The sequence below is a fragment of the Enterobacter sp. MALB-1 genome (assembly GCF_041021625.1).
In the GTDB taxonomy this organism is placed as follows: Bacteria; Pseudomonadota; Gammaproteobacteria; order Enterobacterales; family Enterobacteriaceae; genus Enterobacter; species Enterobacter oligotrophicus.
Genome location: NZ_JBDPJL010000001.1, coordinates 997476 through 1014366 on the forward strand (window position 1 = coordinate 997476; position 16891 = coordinate 1014366).

Annotated in this window: 11 protein-coding genes; 9 read left to right on the forward strand and 2 right to left on the reverse strand. The window is 54.9% G+C overall.

What is annotated here, in order from left to right:
* The first annotated feature begins 49 nt into the window (after window positions 1-49).
* The 4 genes from ABGB15_RS04860 to ABGB15_RS04875 all read left to right on the forward strand — a co-directional run bounded on the left by ABGB15_RS04860 (window position 50) and on the right by ABGB15_RS04875 (window position 5321).
* Window positions 50-1405, forward strand: coding sequence for an MFS transporter (locus ABGB15_RS04860; protein ID WP_152082064.1), 1356 nt, complete (start codon window positions 50-52; stop codon window positions 1403-1405).
* Entirely contained in the window at window positions 1405-2745 is a 1341-nt protein-coding gene (locus ABGB15_RS04865) for a glucarate dehydratase family protein (protein WP_215722593.1), read from the forward strand. Before ABGB15_RS04860 ends, ABGB15_RS04865 begins: the two co-directional genes overlap by 1 nt.
* 15 nt (window positions 2746-2760) lie before the next feature.
* On the forward strand, window positions 2761-4098 hold the full coding sequence (gudD, locus tag ABGB15_RS04870) for a glucarate dehydratase (RefSeq protein WP_152082062.1): 1338 nt from the start codon (window positions 2761-2763) through the stop codon (window positions 4096-4098).
* Window positions 4099-4175: 77 nt separating this feature from the next.
* The gene (locus ABGB15_RS04875) at window positions 4176-5321 is read left to right on the forward strand and encodes a glycerate kinase (protein WP_152082061.1); all 1146 of its coding nucleotides are present in this window, start codon (window positions 4176-4178) and stop codon (window positions 5319-5321) included.
* Between the two features lie 83 nt (window positions 5322-5404).
* On the opposite strand, the gene barA is transcribed toward ABGB15_RS04875, so the two are convergent.
* The gene (barA, locus tag ABGB15_RS04880; RefSeq protein WP_369064115.1) at window positions 5405-8167 is read right to left on the reverse strand and encodes a two-component sensor histidine kinase BarA; all 2763 of its coding nucleotides are present in this window, start codon (window positions 8165-8167) and stop codon (window positions 5405-5407) included.
* Window positions 8168-8224: 57 nt separating this feature from the next.
* Between barA and rlmD the strand changes: the two genes are divergently transcribed.
* The 5 genes from rlmD (at window position 8225) to eno (ending at window position 15909) form a co-directional block, all read left to right on the forward strand.
* Window positions 8225-9523, forward strand: coding sequence for a 23S rRNA (uracil(1939)-C(5))-methyltransferase RlmD (gene rlmD, locus ABGB15_RS04885; protein WP_215722594.1), 1299 nt, complete (start codon window positions 8225-8227; stop codon window positions 9521-9523).
* A gap of 51 nt (window positions 9524-9574) precedes the next feature.
* Window positions 9575-11806, forward strand: coding sequence for a GTP diphosphokinase (relA, locus tag ABGB15_RS04890; protein ID WP_152082058.1), 2232 nt, complete (start codon window positions 9575-9577; stop codon window positions 11804-11806).
* A gap of 69 nt (window positions 11807-11875) precedes the next feature.
* Window positions 11876-12667 carry a nucleoside triphosphate pyrophosphohydrolase gene (gene mazG, locus ABGB15_RS04895; protein ID WP_152082057.1) on the forward strand — a complete coding sequence of 264 codons (792 nt, stop codon included), beginning with the start codon at window positions 11876-11878 and terminating at the stop codon, window positions 12665-12667.
* A 223-nt stretch (window positions 12668-12890) separates the two neighbouring features.
* A complete protein-coding gene (pyrG, locus tag ABGB15_RS04900; protein WP_152082056.1) occupies window positions 12891-14528 on the forward strand; it encodes a glutamine hydrolyzing CTP synthase in 1638 nt (545 codons plus the stop codon).
* 82 nt (window positions 14529-14610) lie between these two features.
* A complete protein-coding gene (gene eno / locus ABGB15_RS04905) occupies window positions 14611-15909 on the forward strand; it encodes a phosphopyruvate hydratase (protein ID WP_152082055.1) in 1299 nt (432 codons plus the stop codon).
* 52 nt (window positions 15910-15961) lie between these two features.
* On the opposite strand, the gene ABGB15_RS04910 is transcribed toward eno, so the two are convergent.
* Window positions 15962-16786, reverse strand: coding sequence for a MurR/RpiR family transcriptional regulator (locus ABGB15_RS04910; RefSeq protein WP_152082054.1), 825 nt, complete (start codon window positions 16784-16786; stop codon window positions 15962-15964).
* Between the last annotated feature and the right edge of the window lie 105 nt (window positions 16787-16891).

A 16891-nucleotide genomic window follows, 5' to 3' on the forward strand; every position in this document is an offset into this window, starting at 1 on the left:
GTGCTGTACAGAATGAACCTGGCGAGAGCCAAGATTCAGGAGTGCAACAATGAGTACATTAAGCCACGCGGCGAGCAGCGCTGAAAAGCGCACCAATGCTCGCTACTGGATAGTGGTGATGCTGTTTATCGTCACATCCTTTAACTATGGTGACCGCGCTACGTTGTCGATTGCCGGGTCTGAAATGGCGAAAGACATTGGACTCGACCCGGTTGGCATGGGTTACGTTTTCTCCGCATTTTCATGGGCCTACGTGATTGGCCAAATCCCAGGCGGCTGGTTGCTTGACCGCTTCGGTTCTAAACGTGTCTACTTCTGGTCCATCTTTATCTGGTCGATGTTTACCCTGCTGCAGGGCTTCGTCGATATCTTTAACGGCTTTGGCATTATCGTTGCGCTGTTCACCCTGCGTTTCCTGGTGGGCCTGGCGGAAGCGCCTTCCTTCCCTGGTAACAGCCGTATTGTGGCGGCCTGGTTCCCGGCGCAGGAGAGGGGAACCGCGGTGGCAATTTTTAACTCGGCGCAATATTTCGCCACCGTTATCTTCGCCCCGATCATGGGCTGGCTGACCCACGAAGTGGGCTGGTCGCACGTCTTCTTCTTTATGGGCGGGCTTGGGATCGTCATTAGCTTCATCTGGCTGAAAGTGATCCATGAACCGAACCAACATCCGGGCGTGAACAAGAAAGAGCTGGAGTACATTGCGGAAGGCGGGGCGCTGATCAACATGGATCAGAAGATTGCCAAAGAGAAAGTGCCGTTCAGCCAGAAATGGGCGCAGATCAAACAGCTCGTTGGGTCACGCATGATGATCGGCATCTATCTGGGTCAGTACTGTATCAACGCGTTAACTTACTTCTTCATCACCTGGTTCCCGGTTTATCTGGTGCAGGCGCGCGGAATGTCGATTCTGAAAGCGGGCTTTGTTGCCTCGATCCCGGCCATCTGCGGCTTCGTGGGCGGAGTGTTGGGAGGTGTGATTTCCGACTGGCTGATGCGCCGTACCGGTTCGCTCAATATTGCCCGCAAAACGCCTATCGTGCTGGGTATGCTGCTCTCGATGACTATGGTGTTCTGTAACTATGTGAGCGCGGAGTGGATGATTATCGGCTTTATGGCGATGGCGTTCTTCGGCAAAGGGATTGGCGCGCTGGGTTGGGCTGTGATGGCGGATACTGCACCGAAAGAGATCAGTGGCCTGAGCGGCGGTCTGTTCAACATGTTCGGCAACATTTCCGGAATTGTGACCCCCATTGCCATCGGCTACATCGTAGGAACGACCGGTTCTTTCAGCGGTGCGCTGATTTACGTCGGTGTGCATGCTCTGGTGGCGGTATTGAGCTACCTGGTGCTGGTTGGGGATATCAAGCGTATTGAGCTTAAACCTGTCGGAGGACACGTATAATGACTACACAATCAAGCCCTGTCGTAACGGAGATGAAGGTTATCCCGGTGGCGGGGCAGGACAGCATGCTGCTCAATATTGGCGGCGCTCATAATGCCTGGTTTACCCGTAATATCGTGGTGCTCACTGACAGCGCCGGTAATACCGGCGTGGGAGAAGCCCCTGGCGGAGAGGTTATCTACCAGACGTTGGTCGATGCCATTCCGCAAGTTACAGGTCAGGAAGTCGCCCGGCTGAACAAAGTGGTTCAGCGGGTGCACAAAGGCAACCAGTCGGCTGATTTCGACACGTTCGGCAAAGGAGCATGGACCTTTGAGCTGCGCGTCAACGCGGTCGCCGCGCTGGAAGCGGCACTGCTCGATTTGCTCGGCAAAACGCTGAATGTACCGGTTTGTGAACTGCTCGGGCCGGGCAAGCAGCGTGATGCCGTCACGGTACTCGGCTATCTGTTTTATGTTGGCGATCGCAACAAAACTGACCTGCCTTATCTTGAACGTTCGCCTGGCAGCCACGATTGGTATCACCTGCGTCATCAGGAAGCGCTTTCCAGCGACGCGGTGGTTCGCCTGGCTGAGGCGGCCCAGGACCGCTACGGCTTTAAAGATTTTAAACTGAAAGGTGGCGTGTTGCCGGGTGAGCAAGAAATTGAAAGTGCGCGAGCGCTGAAAAAACGTTTCCCGGATGCGCGTATTACTGTCGATCCGAACGGTGCATGGCTGCTGGATGAAGCTATCGCCCTGTGTAAAGGCATGGGCGATGTGCTGACCTACGCGGAAGATCCGTGCGGGGCTGAGCAAGGTTTCTCTGGCCGCGAGGTGATGGCGGAGTTCCGCCGGGCGACTGGCCTGCCGGTCGCAACCAACATGATTGCCACCAACTGGCGGGAAATGGGCCATGCGGTGATGCTTAACTCAGTGGATATTCCGCTGGCCGACCCGCATTTCTGGACGCTCTCTGGCGCGGTGCGCGTTGCCCAACTCTGTGACGACTGGGGCCTTACCTGGGGCTGCCACTCCAATAACCATTTTGATATTTCACTGGCGATGTTTACCCACGTTGGTGCGGCGGCACCGGGTAACCCGACAGCTATAGATACCCACTGGATTTGGCAGGAAGGCGAAGCCCGTCTGACGAAAAATCCGCTGGAAATTAAAAACGGCAAAATTGCCGTGCCGGATGCGCCGGGGCTGGGCGTGGAGCTTGACTGGGATCAGATCCACAAAGCGCATGAGGCGTATAAAAAACTGCCGGGCGGCGCACGTAACGACGCAGGCCCCATGCAGTACCTTATCCCCGGCTGGACATTTGACCGTAAGCGCCCTGTTTTTGGACGTCACTGATAAAAGGATTGAACGATGAGCACATTTTCTACCCCAGTAGTCACTTCCATGCAGATCATTCCGGTGGCGGGCCATGACAGCATGCTGATGAACCTGAGCGGCGCACATGCCCCATTTTTTACCCGCAATATCGTGATCATTAAAGACAACGCCGGACATACCGGCGTCGGGGAAATTCCGGGCGGAGAGAAGATCCGTAAGACGCTGGAAGATGCCATTCCGCTGGTCGTGGGTAAAACCCTCGGCGAATACAAAAATGTTCTGAGCACCGTGCGCAGCACTTTTGCAGAGCGTGATGCGGGCGGGCGCGGCCTGCAGACTTTCGATCTGCGTACCACTATCCATGTAGTGACCGGCATCGAAGCCGCGATGCTGGATCTGCTGGGCCAACACCTGGGTGTTAATGTCGCCTCACTGCTGGGGGATGGTCAGCAGCGTAGTGAAGTGGAAATGCTCGGTTACCTGTTCTTTGTCGGCAACCGCAAACTGACGCCGCTGCCTTACCAGAGCCAGCCGGATGAACACTGCGACTGGTATCGCGTTCGTCATGATGAAGCGATGACCCCGGATGCCGTGGTACGTCTGGCAGAAGCTGCTTATGAAAAATACGGTTTCAATGATTTCAAACTGAAGGGGGGCGTGCTGGCAGGCGAGGAAGAAGCGGAGGCAATTACCGCGCTGGCAAAACGTTTCCCGCAGGCGCGCGTAACGCTGGACCCGAACGGTGCCTGGTCGCTTGATGAAGCGATCAAAATCGGTAAGCAGTTGAAGGGGGTACTGGCCTACGCGGAAGATCCGTGCGGGGCTGAGCAAGGTTTCTCCGGGCGTGAAGTGATGGCGGAGTTCCGCCGCGCCACCGGGTTACCCACCGCCACCAACATGATTGCCACCGACTGGCGACAGATGGGGCATACTTTGTCTCTTCAGTCTGTCGACATTCCGCTGGCTGACCCGCACTTCTGGACGATGCAGGGTTCGGTTCGCGTGGCGCAGATGTGCCATGAGTTTGGCCTGACCTGGGGCTCACATTCCAATAACCACTTCGACATCTCTCTGGCGATGTTCACCCACGTGGCAGCCGCCGCGCCGGGCAATATTACGGCTATCGATACCCACTGGATCTGGCAGGAAGGCAACCAGCGCCTGACCAAACAGCCGTTTGAGATCAAAGGTGGCATGGTGCAGGTGCCGACGACGCCAGGCCTTGGCGTTGAGCTGGACATGGATCAGGTGATGAAAGCCCATGAGCTGTACCTGAAACACGGACTGGGGGCGCGCGACGATGCAATGGCAATGCAGTACCTGATCCCGAACTGGACATTCGACAATAAGCGTCCATGCATGGTACGATAAACACACTGGGACCGCTCCCATTGGCGGTTATTTCCATGGTGTATGCTTAACGTAGCTAACATGCGTAAGGATGGCTTATGAAAATAGTTATCGCACCGGACTCATATAAGGAAAGTTTGAGTGCACTTGAGGTCGCGACGGCGATAGAGCGCGGTTTTCGCGAAATCTTCCCCTCGGCTCACTACGTGAAATTGCCGGTTGCTGATGGGGGGGAAGGAACCGTGGAAGCCATGGTTGCCGCCACTCAGGGGCGAATCGTCCATGTCCCGGTCACCGGTCCATTAGGTGAGCGTGTGGAAGGATTCTTTGGAATATCCGGTGACGAGCAGAGCGCATTCATCGAGATGGCAGCCGCCAGTGGCCTTGAGCTGGTTGTGCCTTCTCAGCGTAATCCGCTGAAAACCACCTCGTGGGGAACCGGTGAGCTCATCCGTCATGCGCTGGATGCGGGTGTTAAGCATATTATTATTGGTATCGGCGGCAGCGCCACCAACGATGGTGGTGCTGGCATGGTGCAGGCGCTGGGGGCAAAACTGCTGGATGCGAACGCACAGCCAATCGGTCAGGGCGGCAGTGAGCTGGCAAGGCTGGCACATATCGATCTGAGCGGGCTGGATACGCGCCTGGCCGGTTGCCGGATCGAGGTCGCCTGCGATGTCACAAATCCGCTTACCGGAGAAGAGGGGGCATCTGCGGTGTTCGGGCCTCAGAAAGGGGCCACGCCAGAGATGATCGCCACTCTGGATAACGCGCTGGCACATTACGCCCACGTGATCGCACGGGATCTGGATACCCATGTTTTAGATCTCGCCGGTGGCGGCGCAGCTGGCGGAATGGGGGCGGCACTTTATGCATTTTGCGGTGCCCAGCTACGGCAGGGCATTGAAATTGTCACTGATGCCCTGCATCTGGATGAACAGGTTGCCGATGCTGATTTGGTCATTACCGGAGAGGGGCGCATCGACAGCCAGACGATCCACGGCAAAGTGCCCGTTGGCGTGGCGAAGGTGGCCAAACGCTATAACAAACCGGTTATCGGCATTGCAGGCAGCCTGACAGCGGATGTGGGTGTCGTGCACAATCACGGTATCGATGCCGTGTTTAGCGTGATCTATACCATCTGCTCACTGGAAGAGGCGCTCGAAAATGCGCAGCAAAATGTCCAGATGGCGGCAAGGAATATTGCGGCGGTGTTGAAAGTGGGGCAGATGATTCAGCCGTAAATGCCCGGTGATGCTACGCTTACCGGGCCTGCAGGATTGCGATCGCAGGCCGGGTAAGGCGAAGCCGCCACCCGGCATTTCCTTTAACTCCCCAGCACCTTCATCGCTTCCCGCGTCACATTATCCATCTCATCCAGCAACTCCAGAAACTCGGGTTCAAGCTCAGATTCCGGTGTGCCTGCACGCAGTTGCTGCTCCAGCAATTGGCAAAGATTTTTCAGCCTTGGCACGCCGCTGTAGCCACAACTGCCATGTAGCTTGTGGATAGCATCAAGTAGTTCGTCCGGGCTTTCCCCGACCAGCTGCTCTTCAACTTTATTGCGGATTTCCGGCAAAAACGCGACCAGCATCTGAAGCATTTCGCGCGCGAGATCAGGTTTACCTGCCGCCTGGCGTAGCGCCAGCTGCCAGTCGAATGTGGCGTTCTGATTAACGCTTATTTCTACGGGGTCTGCTGAAACGACGGTATACGTCCCACCGAGTTGTCCGGGCTTATAGCGCAGCAGCAGGCTATGCAGTTTCTCTTCGTCGATGGGCTTTGCCAGGTAATCATTCATCCCGGCGCTCAGCAGCTTCTCTTTTTGGCCTGCCATCGCGTGCGCGGTCACCGCAATGACCGGCGTTTGCTGCTGGTGGGGGAGCTGGCGAATCAACTCGCAGGCGCGGATACCGTCCATGCCTGGCATCTGAATATCCATCAATATCAGATCGAACTGCATCTGTTTAGCTCGTTCAACCGCCTCAGCGCCGCAGGTGCACAACTCAACGTGCTGAACCTGATCTTCAAGCAGTACGCCGATCAGCTTCAGGTTTGCCGGGTTGTCATCTACCGCCATTACGGTCATGGGCAGCTTATGTTCATCGCTGACCAGCGGCAGGACCTGGTGCGTCAGACGGCAGTATTCTGTCAGCGCAGGAAGCAACCTTGTCGCGGTAAGTGGTTTTAGCAGACAGGCTGCAGCGCCGTCGTTTTTCAGCTCTTCCGCGTTAATCTGGGCATGACACGGCAGCGCCAGCAGCAGGTAATCGGTCATTGAGGCCGCTTTCGCCAGCCGTTCCTGCTGCATGGTCAGCTCACCGGTAAAGGTGACCGGAATGCCCATCAGCAGAATATCGTAATGGTCGACGGTCAGCGCGGAGAAGGTTGGGCTGTAGATAACCTCAAGCGGCTTTGTGCTTAAGATATCCAGCGTACACTGAGCCGCAGCTGCATTCGGTTCAACATAGGCCAGACGCATCCCTTTCAGGCAGTTAGTGACCGGCCCGTCCGTCATCACGTTTGGATTGAGATCGAGGTTGATATGGAACCAGAAGGTTGAACCACGGTTTGGCTGGCTGTGGAAGGAGATATCTCCCCCCATCTCTTTCACCAGTTTTTGGGTGATCACCAGCCCCAGGCCTGTACCTCCGTGGCGGCGGGAGATACTGGCATCCGCCTGACGGAACGCCTGGAACAGACGCGACTGGTCGCGCTCAGGAATACCAATGCCGGTATCGCGGATCTGAACCTCAATCTGCACTTTATTGTTACTGAGCGCCCGTTTCTCGACCAGAATATCGATATTGCCGCTCTCGGTGAACTTGATGGCGTTACCCACCAGGTTGGTGATGACCTGCTGCAAACGCAGCGGATCGCCAATAACATTATCCGGTACGTCGTTCTTGATATTGAGCGTCAGCTCCAGCCCTTTATCATGCGAGGAGTGCGCGAGAAGCGTGACCACTTCATCCAGCGTACTGCGCAGCGGGAAGGGAATGCTTTCCAGAATCAGTTTGCCTGCTTCCAGCTTGGAGAAGTCCAGCACGTCGTTAATGATCGCCAGCAGGTTGTTAGCCGACCGTTCGATGGTGTGCAGGTGATCGCGCTGGGTTGGGTTCAGCTCGCTTTTCAGCGTCAGACGGGTAAAACCGATCACGCCGTTCAGCGGTGTTCGCAGCTCGTGTGACATATTGGCAAGGAATTCGGACTTAATACGTGCCGCTTCCTGGGCGCGTTTTTTCGCCAGATCCAGCTCGACGTTCTGGATCTCCATCTGTTCCAGCGTTTCGCGCAGATCGGACGTTGCCTGGTCGACGTTGTGCTGCATCTCTTCATGATAGGCCGCCAGCGACATCGCCATCGAGTTGATGCCGTTTTTCAACATATCCAGCTCGCCCAACATAAACCCTTCCACGCGGCTGTCGAGCTGGCCGCGGCGGATACGGTCAACGGTGTTGACCATATTACGGATAGGCCCCGTGACGTCGCGCATCAGTCGCCAGCCGAAAATAAGCGCGATGCCAATGCAGAACAGCATCATCATGCCGGAGATGAAAATTTCTTTGTACTGCTGCAGCCTCACCGACTTGAGATCCAGCTCCAGCGCCACATATCCCAACATATTATTGCCGGACTTGGCATCCGACATAGCCGATTCATCAGGTGAATAACTTTCCGAAATGATGGGGGTTCGCAGGATCATGATATCGCCACGCCGCAGCACGCTGAGATGACGCGGGAAGGGCGTGCCGTCCGGGATTTTCAGTTCAGCAGGATCGAGGTGAAAATTTGAGGTGACGAACAGACGGTTATGCTCGTCGTAAACGGAAATCGCGCGCACGATCTCCGAATGACGGCGGTGCAGCACGCTAATTAACTGACCAATGGATTCGCGGTTTTGCAGGTTCATACCGTACTCACTGGAGACGGCGAGCGGCTCAATAATGCTCGCGCCGGCATCTTCCAGTTGCCTCTGCAAATCGTTATAGCGATGCACCACAAAGAAGATACTCAACAACAAACCGATAAGTACGGTGGGGGCGAGGATCAAAATCATCATGCGCGCACGCAGGCTGTAGTTGGTCATGGCGTTCCGTTATGGGACAATTAGGGTAATTATGTTTATTTGAGAAAAATCTCGGCAATGGCGCAATTCTACTCTGCAAAGCGACGTGTGACGACGCGTCAGATCATAACTGTTGAAGCCACAGACCTCGATCCCTTTGGTCAGGGGGTGGCGCGTCACAATGGTAAGACAGTGTTTATATCAGGTTTGCTGCCAACAGAACGAGCAGAAATTACCCTCACGGAAGATAAACGCCAGTACGCGCGCGGTCTGGTGAAACGTCGTCTTAATGATAGCCCTGAACGTGTGATACCTCGCTGCCCGCATTTTGGCGTTTGCGGAGGCTGTCAGCAACAGCATGCCAGCGTAGTTTTACAGCATAAAAGCAAAAGTAACGCACTGGCGCGCCTGATCAAACATGACGTGAACGAGATTATTGCGGATCAGCCCTGGGGTTATCGCCGTCGTGCTCGGCTGAGCCTCAGCTACCAGCCAAAAACCGAACGGCTGGAGATGGGATTTCGCAAGGCTGGCTCCAGCGATATCGTTGATATCAATCAGTGCCCCATTTTGGTGCCCCGTCTGGAGGCATTGCTCCCGGACGTGCGCAACTGCCTTGCGTCGCTGGAAGGCGTTCGCCACCTGGGCCATGTCGAACTGGTTCTTGCCAATAACGGCCCGTTGATGGTGCTGCGCCACACCGCGCCACTGTCGAAAAAAGATCGCGAAAAACTGGAACGCTTTTCGCATTCTCACGAGCTTGCGCTTTTCCTCGCGCCACAAAGCGAGATACTTGATCAGGTTACAGGTGAGGCCCCCTGGTATGCGTCAAACGGGCTACGCTTAACGTTCAGCCCGCGGGATTTCATCCAGGTGAATGACGGCGTTAACCAGCAGATGATTGCTCACGCGCTGGCGTGGCTGGATGTACAGCCAACGGACCGGGTGCTCGATCTGTTCTGCGGTATGGGCAATTTCACACTGCCTCTGGCTCAGAAAGCTGCGAGCGTGGTGGGTGTGGAGGGTGTCGAGGCGCTGGTGGCGAAAGGGCAGGAAAATGCTCAACAGAACGGGTTGCAAAATGTGACATTCTTTCATCAAAATCTTGAGGATGATGTCACCAGACAACCCTGGGCAAAACAGGGTTTCGACAAAATCCTGCTCGACCCGGCGCGTGCAGGCGCTTCGGGGGTGATGCAACATATAATTAAACTCGCGCCGAAGCGCGTGGTCTATGTCTCCTGTAACCCGGCGACGCTCGCCAGGGATAGTGAGGCACTAACGGGTGCGGGTTACCAGATTCAGCGTCTGGCAATGCTGGACATGTTCCCGCACACTGGACATCTGGAATCAATGGTGTTGTTTGAGCACATCTAATTTGTTTGGCTTGTCGACTTCGACAGGCCCTGGTCCCTAAAGGAGAGGACGATGGTTGCGGTAAGAAGTGCACATCTTAATAAAGCTGGTGAGTTTGACCCTCAAAAATGGATCGCAAGTCTGGGGATTTCCAGCCAGCAGTCGTGTGAACGCTTAACCGAAACCTGGGCCTATTGTTTGCGCACCACGCAGGGGCATCCGGACGCTGATTTGCTGTTATGGCGCGGCGTGGAAATGGTGGAAATTTTGTCCATGCTGAACATGGACATCGAAACGCTACAGGCTGCGCTCTTATTCCCGCTGGCCGATGCTGATGTTGTCAGTGAAGATGTACTGCGTGAAAGCGTCGGTAAGCCCGTTGTCGCGCTTATTCACGGCGTGCGTGATATGGCGGCAATTCGCCAGCTTAAAGCCGCGCAGACAGACTCCGTCTCCTCAGAGCAGGTGGATAACGTTCGCCGTATGCTGCTGGCTATGGTGGATGATTTTCGCTGCGTGGTCATCAAGCTGGCCGAACGTATTGCTCACCTGCGTGAAGTGAAGGATGCGCCGGAAGACGAGCGCGTACTGGCCGCCAAAGAGTGTACAAATATTTATGCGCCGCTGGCGAACCGCTTAGGGATCGGTCAGCTTAAATGGGAGCTTGAGGACTACTGCTTCCGTTATCTCCATCCGGCGGAATACAAGCGCATTGCTAAACTGCTGCACGAGCGTCGCATCGATCGCGAGCACTATATCGATGAGTTTGTCAGCGGGTTACGCAAGGCGATGAAAGAAGAGAATGTGCGCGCCGAAGTGTATGGGCGTCCGAAGCACATCTACAGCATCTGGCGCAAAATGCAGAAGAAACATCTCGCTTTTGACGAGCTGTTCGATGTGCGAGCGGTGCGTATTGTCGCGGAGCGTTTGCAGGACTGCTATGCCGCGCTGGGGATAGTACATACTCACTTCCGCCATCTGCCGGACGAGTTCGATGACTATGTCGCGAACCCGAAACCCAACGGCTACCAGTCCATTCATACCGTTGTGCTTGGCCCTGGCGGCAAAACGGTTGAAATCCAGATCCGCACCAAACAGATGCATGAAGACGCCGAGCTGGGCGTAGCTGCGCACTGGAAATATAAAGAGGGGACCTCTGGCGGCGCGCGCTCCGGCCATGAAGATCGTATCGCCTGGCTGCGTAAGCTGATTGCGTGGCAGGAGGAGATGGCTGATTCCGGCGAAATGCTCGATGAAGTGCGCAGCCAGGTCTTTGATGACCGGGTGTACGTCTTTACACCAAAAGGCGATGTTGTCGACCTGCCGGCAGGTTCGACACCGCTCGACTTCGCCTACCACATCCACAGTGATGTGGGGCACCGCTGCATCGGTGCGAAAATCGGCGGGCGTATTGTACCGTTTACCTATCAGTTGCAGATGGGCGATCAGATTGAAATCATCACCCAGAAGCAGCCAAACCCGAGCCGTGACTGGCTTAACCCGAACCTGGGTTACGTCACGACCAGCCGTGGCCGCTCCAAAATTCACGCCTGGTTCCGTAAGCAGGATCGTGACAAAAACATTCTTGCCGGACGCCAGATCCTTGATGATGAGCTGGAGCATATCGGCATCAGCCTCAAAGAGGCGGAAAAATTCCTGTTGCCGCGCTACAACTTTAACGAGCTGGATGAGCTGCTAGCGGCGATTGGCGGCGGTGATATCCGTCTGAACCAGATGGTCAACTTCCTGCAGGCGCAGTTTAACAAGCCAAGCGCAGCAGAGCAGGATGCCGCCGCACTGAAGCAACTGCAGCAGAAAACCTATGCCCCGCAGCAGCGCAGCAAAGACAATGGCCGCGTGGTTGTCGAAGGGGTCGGTAATCTGATGCACCATATTGCCCGCTGCTGCCAGCCGATTCCGGGCGATGATATCGTGGGCTTTATCACGCAGGGGCGCGGGATTTCGATTCACCGGTCTGACTGCGACCAGCTTGCCGAGCTGCAATCTCATGCGCCGGAACGTATCGTGGAAGCCGTCTGGGGTGAAAGCTACTCCGCTGGCTACTCGCTGGTGGTGCGCGTCACCGCGAACGATCGGAGCGGCCTGCTGCGCGACATCACCACCATTCTCGCCAACGAGAAGGTCAACGTGCTGGGCGTCGCCAGCCGCAGCGATACCCGCGAGCAGCTTGCCACCATCGATATGACTATCGAAATCTATAACCTGCAGGTGCTGGGCCGCGTGCTTGGCAAACTGAACCAGGTACCGGATGTGATTGACGCGCGTCGTCTGCACGGCGGTTAAGATTTCCCTCTGTTGTAGGCCGGGTAAGGCGTAAGCCGCCACCCGGCATTTTTTTATCAGGACATAACCATGACTCAAATCGACCGCCTGCTCGGCATCATGAAACGCCTGCGCGACCCGGAAAACGGCTGCCCGTGGGACAAAGAGCAGACTTTCGCGACCATCGCGCCTTATACCCTCGAAGAGACTTACGAGGTGCTGGACGCTATTTCACGCGAAGATTTCGACGACCTGCGCGGTGAACTCGGCGACCTGCTGTTCCAGGTAGTGTTCTACGCCCAGATGGCGCAGGAAGAGGGGCGCTTTAACTTTGACGATATCTGCGCCGCGATCAGCGACAAACTGGAGCGCCGCCATCCGCATATCTTTGGCGACGCCACCGCAGGGAACAGCGCGGAAGTGCTGGCTCGCTGGGAGCAAATCAAAAGCGCCGAGCGCGCCGAAAAATCCCAGCATTCCGCACTGGATGATATCCCGCTGAGCCTGCCTGCGCTGATGCGCGCGCATAAAATTCAGAAACGCTGCTCCGCTGTCGGCTTTGACTGGCACTCCCTGGGCCCGGTGCTGGATAAAGTACACGAAGAGATCGACGAAGTGATGCATGAAGCGCAACAGGCCGTGGTGGATGAAGCGAAGCTGGAAGAGGAGATGGGCGACCTGCTGTTCGCGACCGTTAACCTTTCGCGCCATTTGGGTGTAAAAGCGGAAACCGCGCTACAAAAAGCCAACATTAAATTTGAGCGACGCTTCCGTGAAGTCGAGCGGATTGTGGCCTCGCGTGGCCTGGAAATGACCGGGATTGACCTCGCTGCGATGGAAGATGTCTGGCAGGAAGTAAAACGCCAGGAATCTGATCTCTAACGGAATTTTGCGATCAAGCGCAATTTGTGTGATTTTTTAAATGACAAGCGCTTGATTTGCGTCAAAAACATTTACCCAAAAGGGGCTATTTTCTCACTCCTTATGTTTGTCATGACCTGGAAAGGAGACGGAGAATGAAAGTTTGTGGCGCTCGCCGTGTTCGGGTATACTACTTTCCCGTCCTGGTTATTCCATCGTTTCACCCTAACTTCTCAGGTTCAGCATGACAACGAACTATATTTTTGTGACCGGCGGGGTCGTATCCTCTCTGGGTAAAGGCATTGCCGCAGCCTCCCTCGCAGCCATTCTTGAAGCCCGTGGCCTCAATGTGACCATGATGAAACTGGACCCGTACATCAACGTCGATCCGGGCACCATGAGCCCAATCCAACACGGGGAAGTGTTCGTTACTGAAGACGGCGCTGAAACCGATCTGGATCTTGGCCACTACGAGCGTTTCATCCGCACCAAAATGACCCGTCGTAACAACTTTACGACTGGCCGCATCTACTCCGACGTTCTGCGTAAAGAGCGCCGCGGTGACTATCTGGGCGCGACCGTTCAGGTTATCCCACACATCACTAACGCCATCAAAGAACGCGTCCTTGCTGGTGGCGAAGGGCATGACGTGGTGCTGGTTGAAATCGGCGGTACGGTAGGTGATATCGAATCCCTGCCGTTCCTGGAAGCGATTCGTCAGCTGGCGGTAGATATTGGTCGTGAACACGCGCTGTTCATGCACCTGACGCTGGTGCCATACATGGCAGCCGCAGGTGAAGTGAAAACCAAACCGACTCAGCACTCTGTTAAAGAACTGCTCTCTATTGGTATTCAGCCAGACATCCTGGTTTGCCGCTCCGATCGCGCGGTTCCGGCGAACGAGCGTGCGAAAATTGCATTGTTCTGTAACGTGCCAGAAAAAGCCGTTATTTCAATGAAAGATGTCGATTCCATTTATAAAATCCCAGGCCTGTTGAAATCACAGGGCCTGGACGATTATATTTGTAAACGATTCAGCCTGAACTGTCCGGAAGCTAATCTGTCTGAATGGGAACAGGTTATCTATGAAGAAGCGAATCCGGCGGGTGAAGTGACTATCGGTATGGTCGGCAAGTACATTGAACTGCCGGATGCCTATAAGTCAGTTATCGAAGCGCTGAAACATGGCGGTCTGAAGAACCGCGTCTCCGTGAACATCAAGCTGATTGATTCGCAGGATGTTGAAACACGTGGCGTGGAAATTCTGAAAGATCTGGATGCTATTCTGATCCCTGGCGGCTTCGGCTACCGTGGTGTGGAAGGCAAGATCGCCACCGCGCGCTATGCGCGTGAAAACAATATTCCATACCTCGGTATCTGCCTGGGTATGCAGGTTGCGCTGATCGAATTTGCGCGCAACGTAGCGGGCATGGAAAACGCGAACTCTACGGAATTTGTGCCAGACTGTAAGTACCCTGTAGTGGCGCTTATCACTGAATGGCGTGACGAAGAAGGTAACGTCGAAGTCCGTACCGAGAAGAGCGATCTGGGTGGCACAATGCGTCTTGGCGCACAGGCCTGCCAGCTGTCTGACGATAGCGTGGTTCGTAAGCTGTATGGCGAGCCGGTGATCACCGAGCGCCATCGTCACCGCTATGAAGTCAACAACATGTTGTTGAAACAAATTGAAGCTGCGGGTCTGCGTGTTGCGGGCCGTTCCGGGGATGATCAGTTAGTCGAGATCATCGAGGTGCCAAACCATCCGTGGTTCGTTGCCTGCCAGTTCCACCCGGAATTTACTTCAACGCCACGTGACGGACATCCGCTGTTTGCAGGCTTTGTGAAAGCCGCCAGCGAGTACCAGAAGCGTCAGGCGAAGTAAAAAAAGTTAGAACGGCAACGCGTACCTTTGGTACGCGTTGTTTGTCTGGAGTTTTAGTTTAACTTGTACTGAGGAAAATCTAATGTCCAAAATCGTTAAAGTCATCGGTCGTGAAATCATCGACTCCCGTGGTAACCCGACCGTTGAAGCTGAAGTTCATCTGGAAGGTGGTTTCGTCGGTATGGCAGCTGCTCCATCAGGTGCTTCTACTGGTTCCCGCGAAGCGCTGGAACTGCGCGATGGCGACAAATCCCGCTTCCTGGGCAAAGGCGTACTGAAAGCTGTTGGCGCTGTAAACGGTCCTATTGCTCAGGCAATCCTGGGTAAAGACGCTAAAGACCAGGCTGGCATCGACAAGATCATGATCGATCTGGACGGTACTGAAAACAAATCTAACTTCGGTGCGAACGCAATCCTGGCGGTTTCCCTGGCGAACGCCAAAGCAGCCGCTGCCGCTAAAGGCATGCCACTGTTCGAACACATCGCTGAACTGAACGGCACCCCAGGCAAATACTCCATGCCTGTACCAATGATGAACATCATCAACGGTGGTGAGCACGCAGACAACAACGTTGATATTCAGGAATTCATGATTCAGCCAGTTGGCGCGAAATCCCTGAAAGAAGCTGTACGTATGGGTTCTGAAGTGTTCCACAACCTGGCTAAGGTTCTGAAAGCTAAAGGTATGAACACTGCTGTGGGTGACGAAGGTGGCTACGCGCCAAACCTGGGTTCTAACGCAGAAGCACTGGCTGTAATCGCTGAAGCGGTTAAAGCTGCTGGCTACGAGCTGGGCAAAGACATCACCCTGGCGATGGACTGTGCAGCGTCTGAATTCTACAAAGACGGTAAATACGTTCTGGCTGGCGAAGGCAACAAAGCGTTCACCTCCGAAGAGTTCACCCACTTCCTGGAAGACCTGACCAAACAGTACCCAATCGTTTCTATCGAAGACGGTCTGGACGAGTCTGACTGGGATGGTTTCGCATACCAGACCAAAGTGCTGGGCGACAAAATTCAGCTGGTTGGTGACGATCTGTTCGTAACCAACACCAAGATCCTGAAAGAAGGCATCGAGAAAGGCATCGTTAACTCCATCCTGATCAAATTCAACCAGATCGGTTCTCTGACCGAAACGCTGGCTGCAATCAAGATGGCGAAAGACGCTGGCTACACTGCTGTTATCTCTCACCGTTCTGGCGAAACTGAAGACGCGACCATCGCTGACCTGGCTGTGGGTACTGCTGCAGGCCAGATCAAAACTGGTTCTATGAGCCGTTCTGACCGTGTTGCTAAATACAACCAGCTGATTCGTATCGAAGAAGCGCTGGGCGAAAAAGCACCATACAACGGCCGTAAAGAGATCAAAGGCCAGGCATAAGCCTGAACTTTCGTTCTTCTAAAAAAACCCGCTTCGGCGGGTTTTTTATTTTCTATAGCAGAAGCGGCAATGTGGCGCTGGCGGTTTGTTGGCTAACGTCACCATAATGGCTATCGATTGCGATAAGTGAAGTGGTAAGCAACTCGACCAGCAGCATGACGCCAACTTTAGCGTTGAGCGCACCCGCGCTGAGTGGCCCCTCTGGCTTGGCTGCAACCAGTTGCATGTCGCTAAGGGAAGCCAGAGGGCTTCGTGGCGTATTGCTGAGCGCCAGAACCTGAACACCGCGTTTGCGCGCAAGTTTCACGACATGGAGTAAGTCCCGCGTTGAGCCAGAGCTTGAAATGGCCACAACCAGCGTCTCTTTAGAGAGCGTTGTCGCATTCATGGCTGCGCGGTGCATATCGCTAAAAAGCTGTGCAGGTTTGCCCAGTCGCAACAGCTTATAGTGCAGATACTCACCGAGGATCGCGCTGGCTGCTACCCCATAAATCTGCACCGACTTCGCCTGATGCAGAGCCAGCGCCGCTTTTTCCAGCAGCGTTCTGTCGAGGAGTCTGGCGGTATCCTGCAGAGCCTGCACCGACTCATCCACCACGTTATCAATTTCATCCCCGGCCTGACGTGCGGGCTGACCCTGCTGGATATCCAGCGCCAGCGCCATTTTGAATTCGTTATATCCCTTACACCCCAGCGTCCGGCAAAGACGCGTCACGCTGGCCTCGCTGGTTTGGCTCTCACGCGCCAGCTCGGTGATCGTCAGGTAGAGCACCCGCGCAGGATCGTTGAGAACAAACTCCCCCAGTTTTTGTTGTGTAGGGCTATACCCGGAAGCCTCCTGGCGTAGCTTCAGCAGCAGGTTTTCATGGTCTGACATGCTAGATCCTTAATACGTTTCTCTGTCGGCTAGTGTGGCGGAAAGCGGGGGAAAGATGCCAGTCATTTCGAAAAAGTATGATCCGCCTCCTGGTTTTTGATGGTA